We start from the raw sequence: 23,584 nt of genomic DNA on the forward strand, positions 1-23,584 counted from the left end.
TTTTTTTTATTCGGTTTATTCTTCATCTTCTCCGTAAAGAAGTTCTATAAAATCATCCTTAGCCAAATCACCAAAATAGTTCTTGAGATTTACCTCGCTTAATGCCTCTTTTATATCGGGCAGCGTATAACGAACATTTAAAAGCTTATACTCCAATTCATCAACGGGATCTTTACTAAAAAAGTCTCCATATATCTTAATAGCCGCTATATGTCCTTTTTCTACATAAATTCGGAGATCAATTATACCAACCGGAAATTTTTTCTCACGTCGAATATTAAATTTAGGCGACTTACCATAATTCCAGCCCCATTGATCATATTTTTCCTTTTTTAGTTGGTGTACTCCGGCCCACTCTTCATCGGTAAGCTGATAAATACTAAAATCTTCTTTCTCTTTAAACAGGCCGTCTATAATTTTTTGCTTAAAATCTTCAATACGCATAGGTTCTGGTAAAAACTCTGTAATGTTGGTCACTCTACTACGCACTGATTTATGTCCTTTAGATTGAATTTTACTCATTTTAACCTGAAGTGCTTTGGCTACTTCATTTAAATTGGTATCAAATAATAAGGTGCCGTGACTAAACATCCGCTTGACGCTAGAAAACTGAGCATTACCCGATATCTTTTTCCCCTTGGCCAACAAGTCGTTTCTACCTTCCATCTTTGCAGGAACCCCCATTTCGTTTAAAATGTTTACGATAGGTTGCGTAAAATTTTTAAAGTTGTTCAATCGTTTCACATCATAATCGGTAATAAAGCTAAAGTTCAGATTCCCGTGGTCGTGATATACCGCTCCCCCACCAGATATTCTTCTCACCACATGTATACCTTTTTCTTCAATATAACTCGTATTAATCTCTTCTAAGGTGTTTTGATTTCGCCCAATAATTATTGATGGCTCATTGATATAAAATAAAATAAAATCTTCACCTTGTTTAGAGTGGCGTAACATGTACTCTTCTAAAGCAAGATTTAGATAAGGGTTTGTATTTCCTAAATTGTCTATTAAAATCATTTTGGTGTGGTATTTTCAAACACTAAAAATAATATTAAAAGCGCGGTATGAAAAGAATAAGCATTTATTTATAACCATTTCTTGAGGCTAATGCTTATTTTTGCAAAAACGCAACAACACAACAAAAAATGAATGCAACAAAAATTGCCCCCTCTATTTTAGCAGCCGATTTTGCCAATTTACAGCACGATATCGAAATGGTAAATAAAAGTCAGGCCGACTGGTTTCATATTGACATTATGGACGGCGTATTTGTACCCAATATAAGTTTTGGCATGCCTGTTTTGCAAGCCATAAGTAAACACGCTAAAAAAACCATAGATGTGCATTTGATGATTGTAGAGCCAGACCGTTACATTCAAACCTTTGCCGATTTAGGTGCAGATAATTTAACGGTACACTTTGAAGCCTGTACCCACCTACACCGCACTTTGCAAGCCATTAAAGCTGCAGGGATGAAAGCTGGGGTAGCCTTAAATCCGCACACGAATATACAACTGCTTGAGGATGTAATTCAAGATATCGATTTAGTATGTGTGATGAGTGTAAATCCGGGGTTTGGCGGTCAAGCATTTATCGAAAATACTTATACAAAAGTGAGGGCATTAAAAGAGCTTATTATTTCGAAAAAAGCCAATACCTTAATTGAAATTGACGGTGGGGTTACAGACAAAAATGCCAAAGCACTAGTTGAAGCTGGTGCTGATGTATTGGTTGCTGGTAGCTTTGTATTTAAAAGCAAGCAGCCAATTGAAACCATAGCTAACTTAAAAGAAATTACCCAAAAATAATGATTTTAGATTGTCTGATAATTGGTGCAGGCCCTATTGGATTGGCTTGCGGCCTTGAAGCCCAAAAGAACAATTTATCCTATATTATTCTAGACAAGGGTACTTTGGTAAACTCTCTCTACCATTACCCCGCCAATATGACTTTTTTCTCGACATCAGAAAAATTAGAAATAGGCGGGATTCCTTTTATCAGCAATAATCCTAAGCCCACCAAGCAAGAAGCATTAGAGTATTACCGCCGAATTACTACTGCGAACGATTTGGCGGTGAACCTTTTTGAAGCTGTTTTAGAGGTAAGACCATCTAATCAAAGTAAATATCCTACTTTGTACGAAATAAAGAGCACAAAAGCCACTTATAAAGCCAAGAATATAGTTGTAGCAACTGGTTTTTATGATATACCCAATAAATTAAATGTACCTGGCGAAGATTTACCAAAAGTAAATCATTATTACAATGATCCCCATTACTATGCTCAACAACATGTTGCGGTAATAGGTGCAAGCAACTCGGCCGTAGATGCCGCCCTCGAGATTTACAGAAAAGGCGGTATGGTAAGTATGATTATTCGAGGTAAACAGATTGGAGAAAGGGTAAAATACTGGGTGAGACCAGACATTGAGAACCGCATAAAAGAAGGTAGCATTAAAGCCTACTTTAATGCCGAGGTTACGCAAATTTTTGAAGATGAAATAGCATTGCGAACCCCCACATCAACTATAACCATTCCAAACGATTTTGTTTTAGCACTAACCGGTTACCAACCCAATTTTAATTTTCTCAAAGATTTAGGAATTGATTGGGCAGACAAAACAAAAAAGATACCTTTTTACGATGAGCGCACGATGGAAACCAACCAAAATGGAATTTATCTGGCCGGCGTTATTTGTGGCGGTTTAGAAACGCATAAGTGGTTTATTGAGAATTCAAGGATACATGCCACCCTAATAATTCAAGACATTGCAAAAAAACAAGATTAAATACAAGGTTGATTAACAGTTGATTAACACGTCAAACGATTTAGGTTTAATATCTTTACAAGACTAACAACCAAATCAACCTATTATGAAACCTTTTAACACCGCAGCGTGCAAAATGCTGGGCATGTTCTTAGCATGCAGCATTTGCCTCCCCGTCTTGTATTCCTGCTCAGACGACGACAGCATCACTCCCAACAGCATGGGAAAATTAGAAGTACAACTCACTTCAGATGTTAACAATTTTAGCAACAAAACATCAAATCCTAATAACATTGAAATAGATCAATTCTGGGTAAACTTATCGGATATTGAGATTAAATTAGCTGATTATGATGATATCAAAGAGAATGATGGTTATTACGATGCCAGTATGAATCCCAAACTTCAAGGCCCGTTTTTAGCTAACTTAATCAATCCTAGACCAGTAAATTTAGTTGATATTACTATACCTAATGGGTTATATGAAGAAATAGTGTTTTCTTTTGATTCACATAAAAATCCCGAAAATGAAATGTACCAAAAAAGCATTCAAATAACGGGAAAAATAAAGGGTAAACCATTCATTTTTTGGCACGATTGCAGCAATGACATTCGGCTTAAATATGGTGCAAATAAAGAGTTTATAACCGTTGAAGAAAATCAAGTAAAGCTTCTCGTTAACTTTGATAGCTATCTCGCCTTTAACTCAAATTTCATCAATTTAGATGATATAAAAGATGGCGATGGCGATGGTATATTTACTATTTCACCCCTAGACAATGATGGTAATAATTTGATTGCCGAGCGAATTAAACTGATTCTTTTACAACATGTAAGTTTAAAGTTAAATTAGTTTTTTTCAACTAAAGGCGGCAAAATTCTGTATACTTAATAATATTTCATACAAAGCTCATACTAACTAACCCATAAGCGCTCTGTATCAATAGTTATAAATTTTTTGCCGCTTTTTTTAATGATTCATGCGGTAATTAAGCATTTCCCTGATTTTTATATATAAATCGGGGAATTCTTGTTTTAAATGCTGCGGCGATTCAATAAAATGCTCAACCAAAACCGCAATAAACTCAAATTCATTAGTAAAAGCATAATTTCTAAAAAACTTTGAGTGCAACACATAATTCCTATAGGAGTCCGTCTTAAGCTTGTTTATAATCTCTTTACTGGCATCTATAAAAATATCTCCACTAATACTAGACTCTTTATAACTATTGATTTGGATGACATGGATAAATTCATGAATGCCCAGATTAACATTGTCGCTGCGATGTTCAAAACCCAGAAGAAAGTCTTTCCAACTTAAAACCATAGTTTTTAAAAGCGGATTAAACTCCCCCTTGTGATCCTGTTTTGTGATTGTTGAGCGATAGATTTCTGGATAAATCAAAATTTTTTGCAAGATGGGTAACTTATAGCGACGCATCCCAAAAGTAAGCATGACAGCAGTGGCCGCCACATACAATTCTACTTCTGGAGTGATCACAAACCCTGAACGACCTTCAAAAGTTTTATGCTTCAGAAAACCACTTACCCTATGGTCAAAAAAAAGTTGCTTTCGCGGATTTAATTGACGATAAAACGAAAAACGTTTACTAATAAATTGCTTTTGGTCTGGAGTAAGTTTGCGCAAAGGCCAATAAAAATGGATAAATAAGGGTTTATTGGTGCGCGTAGCATAAATATATTCTATCGTTGAAAAGATCTTACCCAATAAAAATAGCACAAAGAATATCAAGAGCGCCCCCAGCACAATGATTAAAAAGTAAATATTTATTTTTTCTTCTTCCAAACTAAATTTTTTTCGAATATAGAGTATTTTTTAAGCTCTATTCCATTTCATAATTTGGTTTTTTTAAATTTTTACGTTATCATGAGCTAATACCTATAAAATATGAAAGACTTTATTATTGTAGGCGCTGCTCAGGCAGGTCTAGCAATGGCGTATTACCTACAACAGAACAATCAATCTTTTTTAATGGTTGATAAAGAAAGTGAAATAGGAGCTTCTTGGTTAAATAGATGGGACTCATTAAAGCTTTTTACACCAACTGAGTTCAATCATTTACCTGGATTAGATTTTCCCGCTCCTAAGGGCCACTACCCTAACAAATATGAAGTCGCTGAGTATTTTAAAACCTACGCCAATCATTTTAATTTCCCTATTGAGTTAAACACCTTAATTCAAAAAATTTATAAAAAAGACGAGATTTTTCATCTAAAGCATAATAATGGGATTTACCAAGCTAAAAATGTAATTATTGCCACAGGACCTTTTCATATTCCTTACACCCCACCTTGCGCAAAAAAAATTTCTAATGAAATTTGTCAAATGCATAGTAATTATTACCAAAACCCAAAGCAATTAAAAGCAGGCAATGCTCTAGTAGTAGGTGATGGCGATAGCGGTTTTCAAATACTTGATGAAATCTCAAAACAAAGCCAACATACCGTTTATTTTTCAGGAGAAACCAATATTAAAAGTTTACCCCAAGAAATTTTAGGCAAAACGCTATGGTGGTGGTTTACAAAAACTGGTTTCTTATCTTTTAGCAAAAATAGTTTTATAGGTAAGAGAATAAGCAGTAACCGCCAGCCTGTTATTGGCACCAACGTAAAAGAGATACTAAATAGAGAAAATGTTATACCCGTAGGTAGAACGACCGATGCAGATGGTAAACGCATCGAAACCGAATTAAAGACCTTAGAAGATGTTAAAAATATTGTTTGGGCAACGGGTTATCGGCCTAATTTTGAATGGATTGAAGGCTTAGAGCTTACTCACGAAGGTTATCCCAAACATCACAGAGGAGTGAGCACAATGAAAGGCTTATACTTTATAGGCCTTCCGTGGCTGCATACCCGCGGTTCTGCAACTTTAGGTGGCATAAAAAAAGATGCAGCCTACCTGGTAAAAAAAATACAGAAAAAGCAATAGTTGGTTTAATAAAAAAAAGGTGGCTGCAATTGCAGCCACCTTTTTCTTTTTAGAAAGCCTTAGCCTAATTGTTTAGAATTTCTTTAGCGCGGCTAATGCTTCTTAAAACGTGATCTCGCATGTCTTCCACAGCGGGTTTTTCGTTTATTAAGCTATCCGTGCGTTGCCTTAATTCTTCTAGATCAAGATTTTCGATTTTGTTAACATCTGGAAATTTGGAAGAAAAATCTTGCATCCATGTCATCATATGCTTATGTGCTGCCTGCAATTCTTTTTGTGCTTTTATATAATTTTCTGATTCTGATGTGCTATCAATTTTTTCTTCTAATTGCTTAAGCAGAGTGTTTATTTCTCCCATTTTTGGCATGGCTACATCGTGAGCATCAAATACTTCTTGTAGTACCTCATCGTGTTTTTCTTTAAGCGCCTTTCGCTCATTGCTACAACTTATAACAAATAAAGCTATAAGTGGCAAAATAAGTAATTTTTTCATATTGAAATTTTATTCAAATATACTTATTATCTCTTAATATTGCGGTTAATAAAATCTAGAATATCTTGCAAAACTATAGGGTCGATGGTCTGCTCAATCTGCCCATATTCGGCAGGTAATCCCGTTTTAGCTTTCTGAAATAAATGATTTAAATCGGGATAATTCTTCACGACAACATTTGCTGAACCTCCTTTGCTGTTAGCGTTTTGTATGGCTGGCAAATTGTCTTTAGCGTTGACCTGCAAATCTAGCGCACCATTTAAAGCCAATATAGGCACTTCTATTTTACTCCAATAAAGAGCCGGATTGGTTTTAATTAAACTTCGAATACCCGGACTCAAAAATTGCTGTTTTAATTCATTTCGCTTTTGAGCGGAATTTATTTTTTCTTCATTAAAAAAATCATTTACAGCCTGATTCAAAGCGGTTTCTTCGTCTATATTCTTTATTAAATCAAACATTCTCTGATTGAATTCTAATCTTGGCTGCACTTGTTCTTCAGTAAAACCAAGTGCCAAGCTTAGCTCTTTATTTTGGGTGATAAGCAGCTCATCTAAAGGTACTCCGGGTCCCGCCAAACTAACTATAAAATCAACATTTGCATTATCACTAGCAAGTATAGCAGCAACCAATCCGCCTTCACTATGACCGATTAAACCAATCTCTTTTATCTGATCATGGTTTTTTAAAAAGGAAAGTGCAGAAGCCGCATCGCTTACTAAATCAGATAAGCTTGCTTTACTAAAGTCGCCAGTAGATTCACCCACCCCTCGATCATCGTAGCGCAAAACAGCAATGCCGTTTCTAGTCAAAAAATCGGCTATTACCAAAAATGGCTTATGCCCCATTAAGCTTTCATCACGATCTTGAGGACCACTACCACTTAATAAGATAGCTGCAGGAAAATCATCGGTAGCGTTAGGCAAAGTTAAACTACCTGCCAAACGTACACCTCCTTCTTTATTTTTAAAACTTACCTCTTTTACTATGTAAGGAAAAGGTTCTCGTGGTTCTTGAGGCCGTAATTGAGCAGGTTTTGTTCTAGTTAAGTTTAAGGGCGTGCTAAATCCGCCTTGAGCGAAGGTACCAAAAAGAGTATCCATTCTAATTTCTCCACTATAACGCAACGCAAGTTGTGGTGCTTCTAAGTGTAGTTTATCCCCTTCAATTCGGGTAACTTTAACTGGTATTCCCTTTGCGTTTTGGTCAGGACTATCCATTGTAGTGGTAAAACCTTGTGTTGTTTTATTGATATGAAAACTTAAGTTTAAACGTTGACCTCCCGCCTGCAACACTCCATACCAGGAGCCTTCAAACTCTTGTGCAGTCATGGCTGTTGTAGATGCAATCAACAAGATTAGGGTAAAATAATATTTCATAAGTATGATTTTTAAATAAGATGTTCTATAAAAGTAATATTACCTGAACAAACAAATGCTATTCATAGAGATTTATTTATATATACCCTTTACTGGGTATTTTAAAAAAAAGGAAAATGCATAATTTTGACACGCTAATTAACCAATTATAACCGCCGTAATAGTTGTTTAATTTTTATTAAACCAGTTTTAAATTAGGGTAACTACTAAATTTTCGAGTTTGCGGCGGTTTCTATTATTACTGAACTCGATCTATTATAACGCAAAATTCGGCTTCTAATCCATTTGCAGTCAAATCAAATCGCATTTCATCTCCTACCGTGTTACCAGTTCGCTGGCAAATTACATTTACATTATATACATTCCCATTTAAACTAAGCGTTCCAGTTCCTGTTGCATTTAACCCTACAGTAGTGGTTAAAAAGTAAAAACTACCAGGTTGAGCGGTTTTATAAATTTCAACTTCTGGCCCGTTCGATGAAGAGATAAAAAAATCGGTGTATAAATCGGCTTCTGGAATAAGAATGCTTGTATTGTTATTTGTGTCTAAATAAGAAAAACCTTGGTAAGCGCATTGATTTTGGTTTGGTGCGTTACCGTCGTCATTATCGCAGGCTACCGAAGAAACGACTACCACAAGGCAAAACCCAAAGCCAACCAATCTATTAAGCACCTTCATAAATTACAATATTTAACTTAAAGTTAAAAAATAAACACAAAAAATATGTGAATATTTACATAATTCACCACATCAGATTAACGGATTTTAAATTAAATGAATCTAATAATTGTGTTTTTTCATAAAATTATAGTTGAACTAGAGATGTTAAACGATTTCATCTAGAATTTATGTACTTAAAAGTTAAGTCTAATCTGGTAGTTTTTACACTTTAGGAATAAAATTGATGAGTAAAAATGTTTATAACCTTTAAAAGAGAGCTCTTTATAAGTTTATATCAAATGCTTAGATAAAGTTGATCTCAATAATTAATAGAAATTCTTCATGCGCGTTATGAGGAAGTTTAAGAAAATTTAAAAGGGCGACACAACGGGCGACACAAGAAAAAAATAACCTCTTGAAAAACAAGAGGTTACGAACTAAAAAAGTGACCCCGGCAGATTGGCTACGCCTTCCTGACAAAGCTCCGCTTTGAAAATAAAAAAATCCCACTTTCAAATTCAAACAAGCTTGATTTGAGGTGAGATTTTTTTATTTATTCGTGACCCCGGCAGGATTCAAACCTGCAACCCTCAGAGCCGAAATCTGATGCGCTATTCAGTTGCGCCACGGGGCCTAATAGCTATTTAAGCAGCGCAAAAATACCTAATATAGTATACTTATGCTAATTTTTTTCTAACAATTGCCGAAATGGTTTTCCCATCGGCTTTTCCCATCATTTTTTGGCTGGCTATACCCATTACTTTACCCATATCTTGCATTCCAGACGCTCCTACTTCTGTAATTATAGCTTGCACTTCGGCTTCAATCTCCGATTCATTAAGCTGCTTGGGTAAAAATTGCGCGATAATCTCAGCTTCGGCTAATTCTGGCTCTGCTAAATCTTCACGTTGTTGACTTTGGTAAATTTCTGCGCTATCTCTACGTTGCTTCACTAATTTTTGCACTATCTGGATTTCTTGCTCTTCAGTCAAATCCGTCGCATTAGCCTCTGTCTTAGCTAAAATCAATGCATTTTTAATAGCACGCAATGCTCCTAAGGCCATTTGATCTTTCGATTTCATGGCCTCTTTCATTTTTATCATCACTTGTTTTTCTAAACTCATAATTTTTGTATTTAATCTACATTATCGTGTAAAAACGAGTTATTTGTTCTAAAATTCAAATCATCTTTTGAAGAACCATTTACACTGGTTCGAGATAGCTTTGTGTCGCCTGTGGTTTCTCCTTCTTCTAAATCGAGACCGGCTCGCTTATAGGCTGGCATTCGTTCAATTTCTTCTATAGATGAATTATTCCTAAACTTATAGTTAAACTCCTTCATGCGCTTACGTCGCTCTGCCGCTCGTGCAATAAGATCTTGCGATATTGGGTTTTCTAAAGGATCGATTTCTTCTGCATCTGTTGGCTCTTCTACCGGATTATTTTTATTCTCAAAAGAAGCGGCCTCAACCTTACTTATAGGTTCAGAAACAGGCTGTTTAACTTCAATTTGAGTCTGTTGCCTATAATCTTCCTCTGGAGCTCTATTTTCTTGGAACTGTTTTTCCTCCTCCATATAGTCTTCTAAACTATAGCGTTTTACCCCTCCAGTTACATTAGGATTTGGCGCAGATGGTGTTTGCTTCTCGTTCGGCTCTTCCTCAAGCCTGTGAATAATTTTAGATGATGTAGGTTCTACTTCTGTAGGTGTTTTTGCAGTCTTCTCCGAAATAGATGAAGAAGTAGGCTTTGAAGCTATGGGATTAATAGGGAAATCAAATGTAAAATTTACATGTTCTTTCTCCTTATCCTCCTCAACTTGTCTTTTCTCTTCTACTGGCTCTTGTTCTTTGGTTGTATTCTTAGTTGCATCAACAAAAACAAAATCATCTGTATTCGCTTCCGCGGAAGCTTGCACTTCTTGTTCTTGCGCATTAGTAGACTCTTGTGGTTCTTCAAGCTCCTCTTGCTCAAATAGCGTGTGCACAACTCTCTCTTCCTTCTCTTCTTTAGGCAAAGGTTCGTCTATCGCAGAAGAACGTAATTGGAAGCGTTTCTCGCTTAAATCCTGAACTACTTTCTGCTCATCCTCTAAGGTGTGAATAATCTTCTTAGCCTCTGTATTAACAATTACATTTTGTTGTTCTACATCAAAACCAGTAGCAATTATGGTTACCGAGATAGACTCATCAAGGTTAGAGTCTTCCCCTACACCCATAATGATGTTTGCACTATGCCCAGCTTCATTTTGAATATGATCATTGATTTCTCCAATTTCATCGATAGTAATTTCTTGGGAGCCCGAAACAATAAGCAGCAACACGTTTTTGGCGCCCGTAATTTTATTATCGTTTAATAAAGGTGAATCTAGTGCTTTAATAATGGCTTCTTGAGCTCTATTGCTACCTGAGGCGGTTGAAGACCCCATAATGGCCGTACCGCTATTACTCAATACCGTTTTAGCATCACGTAAATCTATATTTTGTTGGTAGTGATGTGTAATTACTTCTGCAATTCCTCGTGAGGCAGTAGCTAAAACTTCATCGGCCTTAGAGAATCCGGCTTTAAAGCCTAAATTACCATAAACCTCACGAAGTTTATTATTATTAATAACAATAAGCGAGTCTACTTGTTTTCTTAATTTTTCTACCCCTTGTTGAGCTTGATCATTTCTTGTTTTACCTTCAAACTGAAATGGAATAGTTACAATACCTACGGTAAGAATTCCCATCTCTTTAGCCTGTTGAGCAATGATTGGTGCGGCTCCAGTTCCGGTACCTCCACCCATACCTGCGGTAATGAATACCATTTTTGTATTGGTATTAAGCATGCTCTTAAGGTCTTCAAAACTCTCTAAAGCGGCCTGCTCTCCAATTTCTGGATTAGCACCTGCTCCTAACCCTTCGGTTAGGTTTACTCCTAATTGTAACTTAATAGGAACCGGACTATTTTCTAGGGCCTGCGCATCGGTGTTGCACACTACAAAATCTACTCCTTTTATTCCTTGTTCAAACATATGATTAATGGCGTTTGAACCGCCGCCACCAACGCCAATCACTTTGATTACGTTAGATTGATTTTTGGGTAAATCAAATGAAATGTCGAATTCTGTGCTGCTCATAATTCTATATTTTGGGTGTTATGCTTCGCTTATTTACTTTATTCTACTTTATCTAAAAAATCTTTTAAGGTGTCAAACCATTTTTCGAAAATGCTCTTGCGGGCCACATTACTGGCTTTCACCTCTTGCTCTTGTTCTTCTTGATGGGTTTGCTCTAGTTGTTCGCCTTCAATTTGCTCTTCCTTTTCTGAATCATTATCAATATTAACAGTGTCTTCGCTGTTAACACTTTTAACACCTTGATGATTCTCGGCGTGTTTACGGCGAAGTTCGGCTTCTAATCGCTCTTGTTTTTCTTGCTGTTTACGCTCTAGACTGTTTAAAACTAGACCTACAGCCGTGGCGTACATAGGACTCGTGGTTTCTTTATTGCTATCGCCAGCAAGATGTTCATTGGGGTACCCTATACGGGTATCCATACCAGTTACATATTCAACCAATTGCTTTAGGTGCTTTAATTGTGCGCCGCCACCGGTAATAACTATACCTGCAATTAGTTTTTTCTTTTGTTCCTCGTGACCGTAATTTTTTATCTCTAAATAAATCTGTTCAATAATTTCAACCGCTCGGTAATGAATAATTTTTGATAAATTTTTTAACGATATTTCTTTGGGTTCTCTTCCGCGTAAGCCAGGAATAGATACAATTTCATTTTCTTTATTTTCTCCAGGCCAAGCCGAACCGAATTTCACCTTTAGGAGCTCTGCTTGCTTTTCAATAATGCTGCAACCCTCTTTAATATCTTCGGTAATTACATTTCCTCCAAATGGGATTACTGCCGTGTGGCGTATGATACCATCTTTAAAAATAGCCAAATCAGAAGTTCCTCCTCCTATATCCACCAATGCAACACCGGCTTCTTTCTCTTCTTGACTTAATACCGCTTTGGCGGATGCTAATGGCTCTAAGGTTACTCCCTCTAGTTCTAATCCAGAGCTTTTTATACAACGACCTATGTTTCTGATAGATGAGATCTGACCTACCACCACATGAAAATTGGCCTCCAATCTACCGCCGTACATACCGATTGGCTCAGTTATTTCGCCTTGACCGTCTATTTTATATTCCTGGGGCAAAACATGAATAATCTCCTCGCCTGGTAACATAACTAATTTATGTACCTGGTTACACAAGGTTTCTATATCTTGAGCACCAATTACTTCTTCGGCATTCTCACGGGTAATATAATCGCTATGTTGTAAACTTCTGATGTGTTGACCCGCAATACCCACTACCACGTCTTTCACTTCAATTCCGGCATCGGCAACTGCTTGTTCTACGGCATGTTGTATAGATTGTATGGTTTGGGTTATATTATTTACCACGCCACGATGCACTCCTAAGCTTTTAGATTTACCAACACCCAAAACTTCGGTTTTACCGTATTCATTATACCGACCAATCATAGCTACAATTTTGGTTGTACCTATGTCTAGCCCTACTGCGATTTCTTGATCATTTACTTCCATAACCAGTTTCTATACCTTTTTGGTAGCAACTACTTGCTGTTTGTAATTTAATTTTATACTCTCGTACTGCTCCAACTTTTTATTTATAAATGCGGTTTTATAAAACGCCTTAAATTTTCTTAATTTCTCTGCTAGCGCTGTACTATCCCCTAAGATAGTTTCAAAATCATAACCACGCACATAAAATCGAATCTCTTTTTTTTGATCTACCTCTATCGAAACAACCTGATGTTTTAAAAAACTATCTTGATTAATTTCTTTTAATAAACCCCGCACATAACCTAAATCTTGTTGCCCAGAATACTTCACAATGGGCACTCTAGCCGTATGGTTTTTTGATAATGGCATCTTATTAGCATCTTCATCGATATAAAATGATGCATTAGCATACACTCTAGCCAATGGTTTTCTTTGTTGCACTTCAACGTTAACATCCCCATTTACAGTTAGATACACCTCTGCGTTTTTAACCAACGGATGTTCGTCTATACGTTTTTCTAAAACTTTCAAATCTAAACTATCTTTAGGTATTTTATCAATAGATTTTTCATTTTGTAAAACAATTTTTTCTATCTCTTTGGCGCTGATAAACTTTTCGCTATCCTTAACAAAAACTACCTGCAATTGATCGAATTTTCTAGCATGGTTACGCTGCTGTGTAAATCCGTACAGAAACACAATCAAACTCAATAATGCAAAGCCTTTTATGTAATTCCAATTAATTTTCACGTTTTAACGCTTTTTTAATTTTTTCGGCTTCTAGCCCTATATCTCCTGCTCCTAATAATATAACCACCTCGGCATCCGACTGAAGCACTTCCGAAACTAAATCGGTTTTTTGAATGCATTTTTTTTGCACATTTTCTATATCCGAAAGTAGCATCTCACTGTTTACTCCAGGGATGGCTTGCTCGCGTGCAGGGTAAATTGGCAATAACAATACTTCATCAAAAGCTGCCAAACTTTCCTGAAATTCTGTGGCAAAGTCTTGTGTTCTAGAATATAAATGCGGCTGAAAAACAGCTAAACATCGCTTATTAGGGTACATCTCGCTTACCGCCTGATGCATCGCTTTAATTTCTTGAGGATGATGCGCGTAATCCTCTATTAATACACGGGGTTTATGGCAATGAATGCTAAACCTCCTTTTAATTCCTTTAAAGCTTCTTAGTGCTGATGCCATATGCTTAGGTGCTACCCCAAAATGCAGAGCCATGGCCATTGCTAGTGCTGCATTTAATAAATTATGCCTACCTGGCAAAGCAAATTCAAGATCCCGTAAAACCCCATTGGGTGTTTTAAAATCAAAAATATACTTGCCCTCACGCACGGTATACTGAAGAATTTGATAAACACAAGTAGCCGAAAACCCTACCGGCTGCCCTGGTATTGCTAATCCTTCTATTTTAAAACAGTTTTCGGGCTGCTCTATCTTAGAAATAAATGCGCGGTAACTAACTTCTAATGACGCTTTATTTTTATAAATATCGAGATGATCGGCATCTAAACTTGTAATGCCAGCGATACTCGGACTTAGATGCATGAATGAGCGATCAAATTCATCGGCTTCAACCACAATTGCCTCGTTGCCCTCGTTTAAATAATTGGTATTGTAATTTTCGGTAATACCACCTAAAAAGGCCGTCAAACGTACCTCTGCTACTTTAAGAATATGTGCTAAAATACTAGTAGTAGTGGTTTTACCATGTGTACCGGCAACAGCCAACGTAGGGTGATTTTTTGTAATCTCCCCTAAGAGTTGAGCTCGTTTTAGAATGGGAAATTGGTTGGTCTGGGCATAAGACAATATTATGTTAGTTTTAGCCACGGCTGGGGTAAACACCACTAATGTATTGGCTTTACTTAAACCTTGCAACAGACTTAAGCCAGCCTCTTCGTGGTAAACTACTTGAGCACCTTCATCCTCTAACTCTTGAGTAAGTTGGGTACGAGTACTATCATAACCATAAACCTTATATTTACCACCGGCATAATAACGTGCCAGGGCGCTCATCCCTATACCGCCGATACCTAAAAAATAAAGGTTTTCTATGTTACGAAAGTTCACCATACTTTTCTTGTATTAATTGTTCAATTTCATCTACTATTTGTGCGGCCGCATGAGGTTTTGCTAACTGCTTAAAATTAAAACTCAATTCGCGTTGTTTGTGTTCATCTTGTACCAATTCAGAAAGAACTTCTTGAAACTTAGTCTCTAAATCTTTCTCTTTGATATATAATGCAGCTTTTTGTTGTGCCACAGCTTCGGCATTTTTGGTTTGATGATCTTCTGCTACATTAGGAGAAGGTATAAATAGCGTTGGTTTTCCTACCACACTTAATTCACTAACAGCACCTGCACCTGCGCGAGAAACAATAAAATCTGCTGCAGCATAAGCCATACTCATTTCTTCTATAAAAGGCACTACCCGCACGCTTTGGCTAGTTAAATGCTTATATTGCTCAAAATATAATTTACCGGTTTGCCAAACTACCTGTAAACCTAATTGTGCAAACCATTCTACATTTTTAGCGATTTCTTGGTTGATACGTTTTGAGCCTAAACTACCACCCAATACAAGAAGTACTGGCTGTTGCAGATTTAAACCTAGTTTAACTAAAGCTTCAGATTTTGAAACACTAATACAAGTAATTTCTTTACGGATTGGGTTTCCGGTATAAACTATTTTTGATAAGGGAAAATACCGCTGCATATCAGGATAAGCCACACAAATTTTATCTACAGATTTCCCTAGCCATTTATTGGTAATACCAGCGTAAGAGTTTTGCTCTTGAATTAAGCTGGGTACTTGCATCATACTGGCCATTTTTAATAAAGGTCCGCTGGCAAATCCTCCCGTGCCAATGGCAACATGCGGCTTAAAAGTTTTTAAAATTTTTCTAGAAGCCGATAAACTACTTAATAATTTAAACGGGAAACTTAGGTTGTCTAAACTCAGCTTACGCTGGATACCGCTAATCCATAATCCTTTTATGGCGTATCCTGCTTGTGGCACTTTTTGCATTTCCATTTTATCCTTGGCGCCTACAAATAAAAATTCAGCTTCTGGATAACGAACCTGAAGCTCATTCGCTATGGCTATAGCGGGATAAATATGCCCGCCTGTTCCTCCTCCTGACAATATGATTCGTAACGGCTTCATAGGGTTTCGCTTAGTATTTCCAATGGATTCTCTTCTTGATTATATCCCGATTTTACATCGTCTTGTTGATCTTGTATATCGGTTTTATTCCTTAACGATTCGCGTTTTGCACACACACTTTGTACCATTCCTAAAGCCACACAAGTCATCCATATAGAAGACCCACCACTACTAACTAAAGGTAGGGTTTGCCCCGTTACCGGAAATAACTCGGTAGCCACTCCCATATTAATCAGAGCTTGAAAAACAATAGGTAATCCAACGCCAATTATCAATAGTTTACCAAATATACTGGGGGCTTTTATAGCTACAACCACCAGTCTAAATAATATGAGTAAATAAGCGAATAGTACCAGAAATCCGCCTACGAGCCCCATTTCTTCAACAATTATCGCATAAATAAAATCTGATGACGACTGTGGCAAGAAATTACGCTGTACACTTTTACCTACACCTACCCCAAAAACACCTCCTCTAGCGATGGCTATTTTGGCCTTTTCAACTTGATAAATTTCTTTGTCATCTGCACTGGCAAAATTTTCAACCCTACTAATCCAAGTATCTACGCGGTTAGGAAACAAACCTGGAAAGGCTTTTGCGGATAACATAAAAACACTTAAAACAATTATGCCAGCTAACAATATAATTCCAACATATTTCAACGGATAGCCTCCAACCACCACCAGCATGAGTACCATCGCAAATAAAATGGCGGTCGTACTAAAATTGGCTGGTAAAATAAGTACCAAAACAGCAGCTACCGGAAGCCATAAATGTATCATACTCGATTTAAAAGTGATTTCTTTATCGGCTATTTTAGATAAATAACGCGCCACAAATACCATTAAGATAACCGATGCAGCCGTAGAAGTCTGAAAGGTTTTATTGATTAACGGAATTTTGATCCATCTACTTGCATTGGCACCATCAATGGTAGTTCCTTGAAAGAGCGTATAAACCAGTAGAATAACAACTAAAGGCAAGGCTAGCACCGACAAGCCTTTAAAGTAATTGTATGGAATTTTACTCACCGCAAATATCAAGAAAAAGCCAATAAGCAAGTGGGCAAGATGATTCAACAAAAAGCTCAAAGTATTTCCATTGCCATAGATATAGGCCAAATTACTACTTGCACTATATACGGGAATAAAAGAAAACAACCCCAATAACACTACAACAGCCCATATAAGCTTATCCCCTTTTAAAAGGTGAAAGAAATGAAATTGCTTTATGTTATTCTTTTTAGCGCTCACTATTATTTTAATTTTAACACTGCTTCTTTAAACTGATTCCCTCGGTCTTCATAATTTTTAAAAAGATCAAAACTAGCACAAGCAGGCGATAACAAAACCGTATCGCCAGGATTTGCCAAATTGAAAGCTTGGTCTACAGCTTCTTGCATATCTCGGGTTTCAACTATGGTATCTACACAGTTGTTAAACGAGTTTATTATTTTTTGGTTATCTACCCCCAAGCAAACAATCGCTTTTACCTTTTCGTTCACTAGCGGCAGTAATTCTGTATAGTCGTTGCCCTTGTCTACGCCTCCTACAATCCAGATCGTATCGGCTTTAACACTATCTAATGCATAATAGGTGGCATTGATGTTAGTTGCCTTAGAATCGTTGATATAGGTTACTTTATTTTTATTAATCACACGCTCTAACCTGTGCTCTACTCCGTGAAAACGCTGTAAACTTTCTTTAATCGTTTGTTTTCTTATTTTTAAAAGTTGTGCCACTGCAGAGGCTGCCATCGCGTTTTTTGTATTGTGAATTCCTTTTAAGGCGATATCATCTTGAGCCATAGTAAAATGTGATTCGTTTATTTTGATATGAAGCTCATCGTCTTTTAAAAAAGCTCCATTACCCGATAGCTCCTTAGAACTTAAGGGGATTTTTATAGATTTAATTTCGTGCTGAGACAACCATTTATTAATCACGGGGTCATCGGCATCATAAATAAAATAATCCTGTTGTGTTTGATTTTTTACAATGCGAAATTTAGCTGCGATATAAGATTCAAATTGATTGTGATAGCGGTCGAGATGATCGGGAGTTATATTGGTTAAAACGGCTATATGAGGCTTAAAAGTCTCTATTCCGTCAAGCTGAAAGCTACTCAATTCTAACACATAACAATTATTACTTTTACGGGCTACATTTTTGGCAAAACTATCGCCAATATTCCCAGCAAGAACAGCATCTATCCCAGCATTTTGTAAAATATAATGAATCCAAGAAGTAACCGTAGTTTTACCGTTGCTTCCGGTTATACCGATGAGCATAGCGTGTGTATGCAAACTAGCAAACTCAATTTCTGAAATAACCTTAATTCTAGCTTCTCTTAGTTTTACCACCACTGGAGCATCCTCAGGAATCCCTGGACTTTTCATCACCAGATCGGCTTTAAGCAAGCGTTCTATACTGTGCTGATCTTCTTCGAATGCAATATCTTCTTGTTGTAAAACTTGTTTATAGCGCATTTCAATAGTCTGCAAACTAGATACAAAAACTTCATACCCCTCTTTTTTCCCTAAAAGAGCAGCTCCCATTCCGCTTTCTCCAGCACCCAATATAACGAGTCTCTTTTGCATTATCTTATCTTTAAGGTTACAATGGTTAAAATGGCTAAAAATATACCTACTACCCAAAAACGAACTACAATTTTACTTTCGTGGATTCCCTTCTTTTGATAGTGGTGATGCAGGGGTGACATTAAGAAAATTCGTCTCCCCACTCCTGTTTTTTTCTTGGTGTATTTAAACCAAGCTACCTGTAATACTACCGAGAGGTTTTCAATAAGAAAAATACCACATAATAGAGGTATTAATAATTCCTTACGCGTGGCGATGGCCAAAACGGCTATAACGCCTCCAATGGTTAAACTGCCGGTATCACCCATAAAAACCTGAGCGGGATAAGTATTGTACCATAAAAAACCAACCAATGCTCCTGCAAAAGCAGTTATAAAAATGGTCATTTCACCAGATCTAGGAATATTCATGACATCCAGATATTCTGAGAAAATAACGTTACCCGATACCCAAGCAAAAATCCCCAATGTAAGAACAATAATGGCCGAAGAACCTGCTGCTAGTCCGTCTATTCCATCAGTCAAATTGGCTCCGTTAGAAACAGCGGTAACAATAAAAATCACAATAGGAATAAAAATCAGCCATGCATATTTTTTGTAACTCGGATTAATCCAACTAATCAAGCTCGAATAGTCAAACTCATTATCTTTTACAAATGGAATGGTTGTAGTAGTGCTTTTCACCTCTTGTATTTGAGGTTGACCCTCCTGGGCTTTATTGGTTTGCACAGATTTTGTTTCTGATAAAACACTAGACCTAACCGTTATATCGGGATGTAGGTACATGGTAGCCCCAATTATAATACCTAAACCAACTTGCCCAATCACCTTAAACTTGCCCTGCAAGCCTTCTTTATTTTGTTTAAATGTTTTGATATAATCATCTAGAAAACCTATTGCTCCCATCCAAAGGGTGGCCACAATCAAGAGGATTACATAAATGTTGTCTAATTTTGCAAATAAAAGCACCGGTATAAGAGTAGCTAAGATAATGATGAGTCCTCCCATAGTAGGAGTTCCTGCTTTTTCGGCCTGACCCTCAAGTCCTAATTCACGTACCCTTTCACCCACTTGTTTCCTTAAAAGGTACTTGATAATCCTTTTACCGAAGATAGTTGAGATCAACAAAGAAAATAAAATAGCCAAACTGGCCCTAAACGAAAGGAATTGATAAAGTTGTTCGCCAGGGAAGTCGAAATGCTGTTCTAGATATGCAAATAAATAATATAGCATAGTTATTTCTTTAGTTGTATTAAAAATTCTTGTACGACTTTTAAATCGTCAAAATCAGTTCTTACGCCATTTATTTCTTGATAAGTTTCATGACCCTTTCCGGCAATTAAAATAATATCTCCATCTTGAGCCAACACACAAGCGGTTTTAATCGCTTCTTTTCTTTGAGTAATGGCTAAGCATTTGCCAATATTTTGGGGCTCTACCCCAACCTGCATCTCTTCAATTATTGTATCGGGGTCTTCGGTTCTGGGATTATCACTCGTAAAAATAACCCTATTGCTACTAGCCGTAGCGACTTGAGCCATCACGGGACGCTTAGTTTTGTCGCGATCTCCGCCACAACCAACCACCGTTATTAAACTTTCATTATTACTACGTATAGAATTAATGGTTTGTAGCACATTCTTAAGTGCATCGGGGGTGTGGGCATAATCTACTATAGCGGTAACTTTTTGCTTTGGTGATACCACATATTGAAACCTCCCGTTAACCGCTTTAAGTTTACTGATTTGTTTTAGGTTCTCTAAAACAGGTATACCTAATAAATCGGCCGTCGCAAAAATCGCTGCTATATTATAAGCATTGAAAGCACCGATTAAGGTAGTCCACACTTCTTGATTATTCAATTTAAGCAATAAGCCAGTAAATTCATTTTCTAAAATTTGAACTTTATAATCGGCAAGTGTTTTAAGGGCATAGGTATATTTTTTTGCTGGCGTATTTTGCAACATAAATAAGCCATTCTTATCGTCTATATTAGTAATAGCGAAAGCACTTTTATCTAATTCATCAAAGAATTGCTTTTTAACATCTCTATACTCAGCAAAAGTCTTGTGATAGTCTAAATGGTCGTGTGATAAATTGGTAAATATACCTCCGGCAAAATGCAGACCTGCCGTACGGTGTTGAGCTATACCATGTGAGCTTACCTCCATAAAACAATAATTTACACCAGCATCAACCATAGCGGCCAAATGTTTGTTTATGGTAATAGAATCTGGGGTAGTCAACTTTGTTGAATACTCCTCTTCATCAACCATAATTTTGATGGTTGAGATAAGCCCTACAGCATAACCGGCATTTTTAAACATTTGGTACAACAAACTTGATACGGTTGTTTTACCATTGGTACCCGTCACTCCAATTAACTTTATTTTCTTTGAGGGCGAATCATAATAATTATTAGCTATTATGGCTAATGCTTTTTTTGAATCTGCTACTTGAATATAGGTTACTCCTCCCTGTATCTGTTCTGGAAAAACCTCACAAACCACTGCAATTGCGCCTTGATTAACCGCTTTTTCGATAAACTTATGCCCGTCGACTTCGGTGCCCTTTATGGCCACGAAAACATCATTAAGCTCTACCTTGCGGCTATCAAAATGCAAGTTTGTAATGGCTATTTGGGTATTGCCTTTTGTGCTCTCAATGGGCACACCATATAATATGTCTTTTAAGGTAATCAACTTGTTAATAAATAAATGGTTTGATTGGGTTTAACATCAGTATAAGCCTCTAACGACTGCTTTTTCACTTCTCCAGTACCTTTTAAAACTACACGAAGACCTAAATTTTCTAACAGAGCCACAGCATCCATTGCTGGCATACCAATAACTTTAGGCACTTTGGTTTTAAACTTTTGTGCCGTCGTATAATATTGCTCAAATTCTTGTTTTACTTTTTTGTTTTCTACTTCAAGCGATTCAAATTCTTTAGTGATAGGCGTATCGGTATGAATCGCATGTGCGATTTCTTTGAAAACAGGAGCCGCAACGGTACTTCCATAATAGCCTAATTTTCTATTGGGTTTTGTAATAACAACAATGCAAGAGTACTTAGGTTGTTCTGTAGGGAAATACCCTACAAAAGAAGCGATATATTCTTTTTCTTTTTGGTTTGAACCATAATTCGTTAAGCAAGTTCCGGTTTTACCCGCCATTGAAAACTCCTTGCTATAAATATTGGTTGCGGTACCCTTTTTCACCGTATTCTCCATTAACTTTTTCACTTTAGCAGCGGTCTCTTTTGAACAAATGGTGTTCCTCACCTCAGGTTGTTGGTAATGCGCCACCAACCGGTCTTTGTCTTTTACTTGTTTAATCAAACGTGGTTTTACCATTAAACCATCATTAGCTATAGCATTATAAAAGCTAAGTGTTTGCAAGGGGGTTATAGTTACTCCATAACCAAAAGACATCCAGGGGAGTGTAGTACCGTACCAATTTGCGTCATCTGGATGCGGTATATGAGGTTTTCCTTCTCCCTTAATATCAAGACCAATACGATCATTCAAGCCCATATAACTTAAACGATTAACCAATTTTTCTGGATTATGCTGATAGCCTTGAGTTATAAACTTTGAAAAAACAGTGTTAGAAGAAACCTCAAAAGCTCGGGCCACCGAAATCTTTCCGTAACCTCCAAAACGAGAATCCCTCACCGCACGATCATAGTATAAAACCTTTCCGCCATCGGTATCAAACACGTCACTGGTATCTACCACCTTATCTTCAAGCGCTGCCACTAAAGTCATTAGTTTATATGTAGAGCCAGGTTCCTGCGCTTCCCATACGGCATAATTACGTTTTTCATAATAAGTCCCTAGACTGGTTCGTGCTAAATTGGCCATGGCTTTAATCTCGCCTGTTTTGGTCTCCATAACCACCACTGTTCCGTGGTGCGCTTCATACTTTTCTAATTGCCTCAACAGAGCGTGATGCGCCACATCTTGCATATTGATATCTATGGTAGAGTACACATCTAGACCATCTTGTGGTTCTAGTTCGTTTGCATCTCCAATAGGTTTCCATTGCCCTTTGGCTATCTTCTGTTTTAAACGTCTTCCGTTTTTCCCTTGCAAATACTCATTGTAAGCTCCCTCTAATCCGGCTTGACCTCTACCTACTGTACGTTCACCTATTTTACCTAACGGCAGCTCTCTAACCGTTCGCTGCTCGGCAATAAATCCGCCTTTAAAAGCCCCCAAATTAAACATAGGGAATTCCCGTAGTTGAACATATTGGGTATAGCTCACCCCACGGGCTACTAGATAGTACCTGTTTTTGGTATTCCGAGCTTCTTTTAATTTATTGATATAATGGCTGGCAGGCCGATTGAATAATTTACCTAGAGCTTTAGCCAGCGGACGTAAATTTTTATTGAAATTTTCTTCGGATACAGTAACAGCGTCAAATCGGATATCATACTCGGGCACAGAAGTGGCCAGAAGGTGACCGTTACTGTCATAAAGATTACCTCGATTTGCTGGAATTTCAAAATTCTTAAAAATGCGTTTTTCAGATAGGTCTCTGTATTTTTCTCCTTCTACTACCTGTATTTCAAAAAGCTTATACCCTACCCCTATAGCAAAAATAAGCATAAAGCTTGCTACAACTATAATTCGATTGGTTATTTGCTTTTCGTTAGTCATTCAAATAAACGATTATTTTTTTGGGCGGATTTTTTGCTGGCCCCACCCCTGTATTTTTTAATTTCTCTTCTAAAGTAGACTTCATCTTTAAAGTCATTAAATTTTTTTTAGCCGCTATAGACTCACTTCTCAATTCACGCACTTCATTATTCATTTTTGCTATGAGATGCACTTTTCGCTCTGCACTATGCGAAGAAGCAATCATTATTAAAGCCAATAGCGTACAAAAAATAATAAACCACCAGTGTTTACTTGCCTCTTCACTTAAGAGAAACTTGCCTCGCAAAAAATCATACACCCGCTCTCTACTCAT

21 protein-coding genes and 1 tRNA gene are annotated in these 23,584 nt (G+C 37.0%); 4 read left to right on the top strand and 18 right to left on the bottom strand.

Features of this window, described 5'->3' with window-relative positions:
- Positions 1–15: 15 nt before the first annotated feature.
- Positions 16–1,020, bottom strand: a complete 1,005-nt coding sequence (locus tag ACFSQ0_RS12405; protein WP_379048725.1) for a lipoate--protein ligase — start codon at positions 1,018–1,020, stop codon at positions 16–18.
- 128 nt (positions 1,021–1,148) lie between these two features.
- Here ACFSQ0_RS12405 and rpe point away from each other — a divergent pair, with 128 nt between their 5' ends.
- The 3 genes from rpe (at position 1,149) to ACFSQ0_RS12420 (ending at position 3,623) form a co-directional block, all read left to right on the top strand.
- On the top strand, positions 1,149–1,811 hold the full coding sequence (rpe, locus tag ACFSQ0_RS12410; protein ID WP_379048727.1) for a ribulose-phosphate 3-epimerase: 663 nt from the start codon (positions 1,149–1,151) through the stop codon (positions 1,809–1,811).
- Positions 1,811–2,791, top strand: a complete 981-nt coding sequence (locus ACFSQ0_RS12415) for a YpdA family putative bacillithiol disulfide reductase (protein ID WP_379048729.1) — start codon at positions 1,811–1,813, stop codon at positions 2,789–2,791. The genes rpe and ACFSQ0_RS12415 overlap by 1 nt, the downstream gene beginning before the upstream one ends.
- A gap of 85 nt (positions 2,792–2,876) precedes the next feature.
- The gene (locus tag ACFSQ0_RS12420; protein WP_379048732.1) at positions 2,877–3,623 is read left to right on the top strand and encodes a hypothetical protein; all 747 of its coding nucleotides are present in this window, start codon (positions 2,877–2,879) and stop codon (positions 3,621–3,623) included.
- A 117-nt stretch (positions 3,624–3,740) separates the two neighbouring features.
- Here ACFSQ0_RS12420 and ACFSQ0_RS12425 read toward each other — a convergent pair whose 3' ends face one another.
- On the bottom strand, positions 3,741–4,577 hold the full coding sequence (locus tag ACFSQ0_RS12425) for a zinc-dependent peptidase (RefSeq protein WP_379048734.1): 837 nt from the start codon (positions 4,575–4,577) through the stop codon (positions 3,741–3,743).
- A gap of 102 nt (positions 4,578–4,679) precedes the next feature.
- Between ACFSQ0_RS12425 and ACFSQ0_RS12430 the strand changes: the two genes are divergently transcribed.
- Entirely contained in the window at positions 4,680–5,723 is a 1,044-nt protein-coding gene (locus tag ACFSQ0_RS12430; RefSeq protein ID WP_379048736.1) for a flavin-containing monooxygenase, read from the top strand.
- Between the two features lie 64 nt (positions 5,724–5,787).
- On the opposite strand, the gene ACFSQ0_RS12435 is transcribed toward ACFSQ0_RS12430, so the two are convergent.
- From ACFSQ0_RS12435 to ACFSQ0_RS12510, 16 genes are all read right to left on the bottom strand, one after another.
- Positions 5,788–6,216 carry a hypothetical protein gene (locus ACFSQ0_RS12435; RefSeq protein ID WP_379048738.1) on the bottom strand — a complete coding sequence of 143 codons (429 nt, stop codon included), beginning with the start codon at positions 6,214–6,216 and terminating at the stop codon, positions 5,788–5,790.
- 26 nt (positions 6,217–6,242) lie between these two features.
- The gene (locus tag ACFSQ0_RS12440; protein WP_379048740.1) at positions 6,243–7,595 is read right to left on the bottom strand and encodes an alpha/beta hydrolase family protein; all 1,353 of its coding nucleotides are present in this window, start codon (positions 7,593–7,595) and stop codon (positions 6,243–6,245) included.
- A 238-nt stretch (positions 7,596–7,833) separates the two neighbouring features.
- Positions 7,834–8,274, bottom strand: coding sequence for a hypothetical protein (locus tag ACFSQ0_RS12445; protein ID WP_379048742.1), 441 nt, complete (start codon positions 8,272–8,274; stop codon positions 7,834–7,836).
- 542 nt (positions 8,275–8,816) lie between these two features.
- Positions 8,817–8,890: transfer RNA gene (locus tag ACFSQ0_RS12450), tRNA-Arg, on the bottom strand.
- A gap of 43 nt (positions 8,891–8,933) precedes the next feature.
- Positions 8,934–9,380, bottom strand: a complete 447-nt coding sequence (locus tag ACFSQ0_RS12455) for a GatB/YqeY domain-containing protein (RefSeq protein ID WP_379048744.1) — start codon at positions 9,378–9,380, stop codon at positions 8,934–8,936.
- 11 nt (positions 9,381–9,391) lie between these two features.
- Positions 9,392–11,377 carry a cell division protein FtsZ gene (gene ftsZ / locus ACFSQ0_RS12460; protein WP_379048746.1) on the bottom strand — a complete coding sequence of 662 codons (1,986 nt, stop codon included), beginning with the start codon at positions 11,375–11,377 and terminating at the stop codon, positions 9,392–9,394.
- Positions 11,378–11,415: 38 nt separating this feature from the next.
- Positions 11,416–12,846: a cell division protein FtsA gene (gene ftsA, locus ACFSQ0_RS12465; protein ID WP_379048748.1), complete on the bottom strand. Its 1,431-nt coding sequence runs from the start codon at positions 12,844–12,846 to the stop codon at positions 11,416–11,418.
- 9 nt (positions 12,847–12,855) lie between these two features.
- The gene (locus ACFSQ0_RS12470) at positions 12,856–13,575 is read right to left on the bottom strand and encodes a cell division protein FtsQ/DivIB (protein WP_379048750.1); all 720 of its coding nucleotides are present in this window, start codon (positions 13,573–13,575) and stop codon (positions 12,856–12,858) included.
- On the bottom strand, positions 13,565–14,917 hold the full coding sequence (gene murC / locus ACFSQ0_RS12475; protein WP_379048752.1) for a UDP-N-acetylmuramate--L-alanine ligase: 1,353 nt from the start codon (positions 14,915–14,917) through the stop codon (positions 13,565–13,567). The genes ACFSQ0_RS12470 and murC overlap by 11 nt, the downstream gene beginning before the upstream one ends.
- Entirely contained in the window at positions 14,901–16,010 is a 1,110-nt protein-coding gene (murG, locus tag ACFSQ0_RS12480; protein ID WP_379048754.1) for an undecaprenyldiphospho-muramoylpentapeptide beta-N-acetylglucosaminyltransferase, read from the bottom strand. Before murG ends, murC begins: the two co-directional genes overlap by 17 nt.
- Positions 16,007–17,263, bottom strand: a complete 1,257-nt coding sequence (locus ACFSQ0_RS12485; RefSeq protein ID WP_379048756.1) for an FtsW/RodA/SpoVE family cell cycle protein — start codon at positions 17,261–17,263, stop codon at positions 16,007–16,009. The genes murG and ACFSQ0_RS12485 overlap by 4 nt, the downstream gene beginning before the upstream one ends.
- 2 nt (positions 17,264–17,265) lie before the next feature.
- Positions 17,266–18,606 carry a UDP-N-acetylmuramoyl-L-alanine--D-glutamate ligase gene (murD, locus tag ACFSQ0_RS12490; protein WP_379048757.1) on the bottom strand — a complete coding sequence of 447 codons (1,341 nt, stop codon included), beginning with the start codon at positions 18,604–18,606 and terminating at the stop codon, positions 17,266–17,268.
- Complete coding sequence (mraY, locus tag ACFSQ0_RS12495) at positions 18,606–19,838, bottom strand: phospho-N-acetylmuramoyl-pentapeptide-transferase (protein WP_379048759.1); 1,233 nt, start codon at positions 19,836–19,838, stop codon at positions 18,606–18,608. Before mraY ends, murD begins: the two co-directional genes overlap by 1 nt.
- Positions 19,839–19,840: 2 nt before the next feature.
- Positions 19,841–21,307 carry a UDP-N-acetylmuramoyl-L-alanyl-D-glutamate--2,6-diaminopimelate ligase gene (locus ACFSQ0_RS12500; protein ID WP_379048761.1) on the bottom strand — a complete coding sequence of 489 codons (1,467 nt, stop codon included), beginning with the start codon at positions 21,305–21,307 and terminating at the stop codon, positions 19,841–19,843.
- Positions 21,304–23,271, bottom strand: a complete 1,968-nt coding sequence (locus ACFSQ0_RS12505; protein WP_379048762.1) for a penicillin-binding protein — start codon at positions 23,269–23,271, stop codon at positions 21,304–21,306. The genes ACFSQ0_RS12500 and ACFSQ0_RS12505 overlap by 4 nt, the downstream gene beginning before the upstream one ends.
- Positions 23,264–23,584, bottom strand: coding sequence for an FtsL-like putative cell division protein (locus ACFSQ0_RS12510; RefSeq protein WP_147861468.1), 321 nt, complete (start codon positions 23,582–23,584; stop codon positions 23,264–23,266). Before ACFSQ0_RS12510 ends, ACFSQ0_RS12505 begins: the two co-directional genes overlap by 8 nt.

This window comes from Mesonia sediminis, assembly GCF_042684705.1.
GTDB lineage: Bacteria > Bacteroidota > Bacteroidia > Flavobacteriales > Flavobacteriaceae > Mesonia > Mesonia sediminis.

Coding starts and splice junctions, on each gene's coding strand:
- ACFSQ0_RS12405 (WP_379048725.1), bottom strand. CDS start 1,020: ATGATTTTAATAGACAATTTAGGAAATACAAACCCTTATCTAAATCTT.
- rpe (WP_379048727.1), top strand. CDS start 1,149: ATGAATGCAACAAAAATTGCCCCCTCTATTTTAGCAGCCGATTTTGCC.
- ACFSQ0_RS12415 (WP_379048729.1), top strand. CDS start 1,811: ATGATTTTAGATTGTCTGATAATTGGTGCAGGCCCTATTGGATTGGCT.
- ACFSQ0_RS12420 (WP_379048732.1), top strand. CDS start 2,877: ATGAAACCTTTTAACACCGCAGCGTGCAAAATGCTGGGCATGTTCTTA.
- ACFSQ0_RS12430 (WP_379048736.1), top strand. CDS start 4,680: ATGAAAGACTTTATTATTGTAGGCGCTGCTCAGGCAGGTCTAGCAATG.
- ACFSQ0_RS12435 (WP_379048738.1), bottom strand. CDS start 6,216: ATGAAAAAATTACTTATTTTGCCACTTATAGCTTTATTTGTTATAAGT.
- ACFSQ0_RS12440 (WP_379048740.1), bottom strand. CDS start 7,595: ATGAAATATTATTTTACCCTAATCTTGTTGATTGCATCTACAACAGCC.
- ACFSQ0_RS12445 (WP_379048742.1), bottom strand. CDS start 8,274: ATGAAGGTGCTTAATAGATTGGTTGGCTTTGGGTTTTGCCTTGTGGTA.
- ACFSQ0_RS12455 (WP_379048744.1), bottom strand. CDS start 9,380: ATGAGTTTAGAAAAACAAGTGATGATAAAAATGAAAGAGGCCATGAAA.
- ftsZ (WP_379048746.1), bottom strand. CDS start 11,377: ATGAGCAGCACAGAATTCGACATTTCATTTGATTTACCCAAAAATCAA.
- ftsA (WP_379048748.1), bottom strand. CDS start 12,846: ATGGAAGTAAATGATCAAGAAATCGCAGTAGGGCTAGACATAGGTACA.
- murC (WP_379048752.1), bottom strand. CDS start 14,917: ATGGTGAACTTTCGTAACATAGAAAACCTTTATTTTTTAGGTATCGGC.
- murG (WP_379048754.1), bottom strand. CDS start 16,010: ATGAAGCCGTTACGAATCATATTGTCAGGAGGAGGAACAGGCGGGCAT.
- murD (WP_379048757.1), bottom strand. CDS start 18,606: ATGCAAAAGAGACTCGTTATATTGGGTGCTGGAGAAAGCGGAATGGGA.
- mraY (WP_379048759.1), bottom strand. CDS start 19,838: ATGCTATATTATTTATTTGCATATCTAGAACAGCATTTCGACTTCCCT.
- ACFSQ0_RS12505 (WP_379048762.1), bottom strand. CDS start 23,271: ATGACTAACGAAAAGCAAATAACCAATCGAATTATAGTTGTAGCAAGC.
- ACFSQ0_RS12510 (WP_147861468.1), bottom strand. CDS start 23,584: ATGAGTAGAGAGCGGGTGTATGATTTTTTGCGAGGCAAGTTTCTCTTA.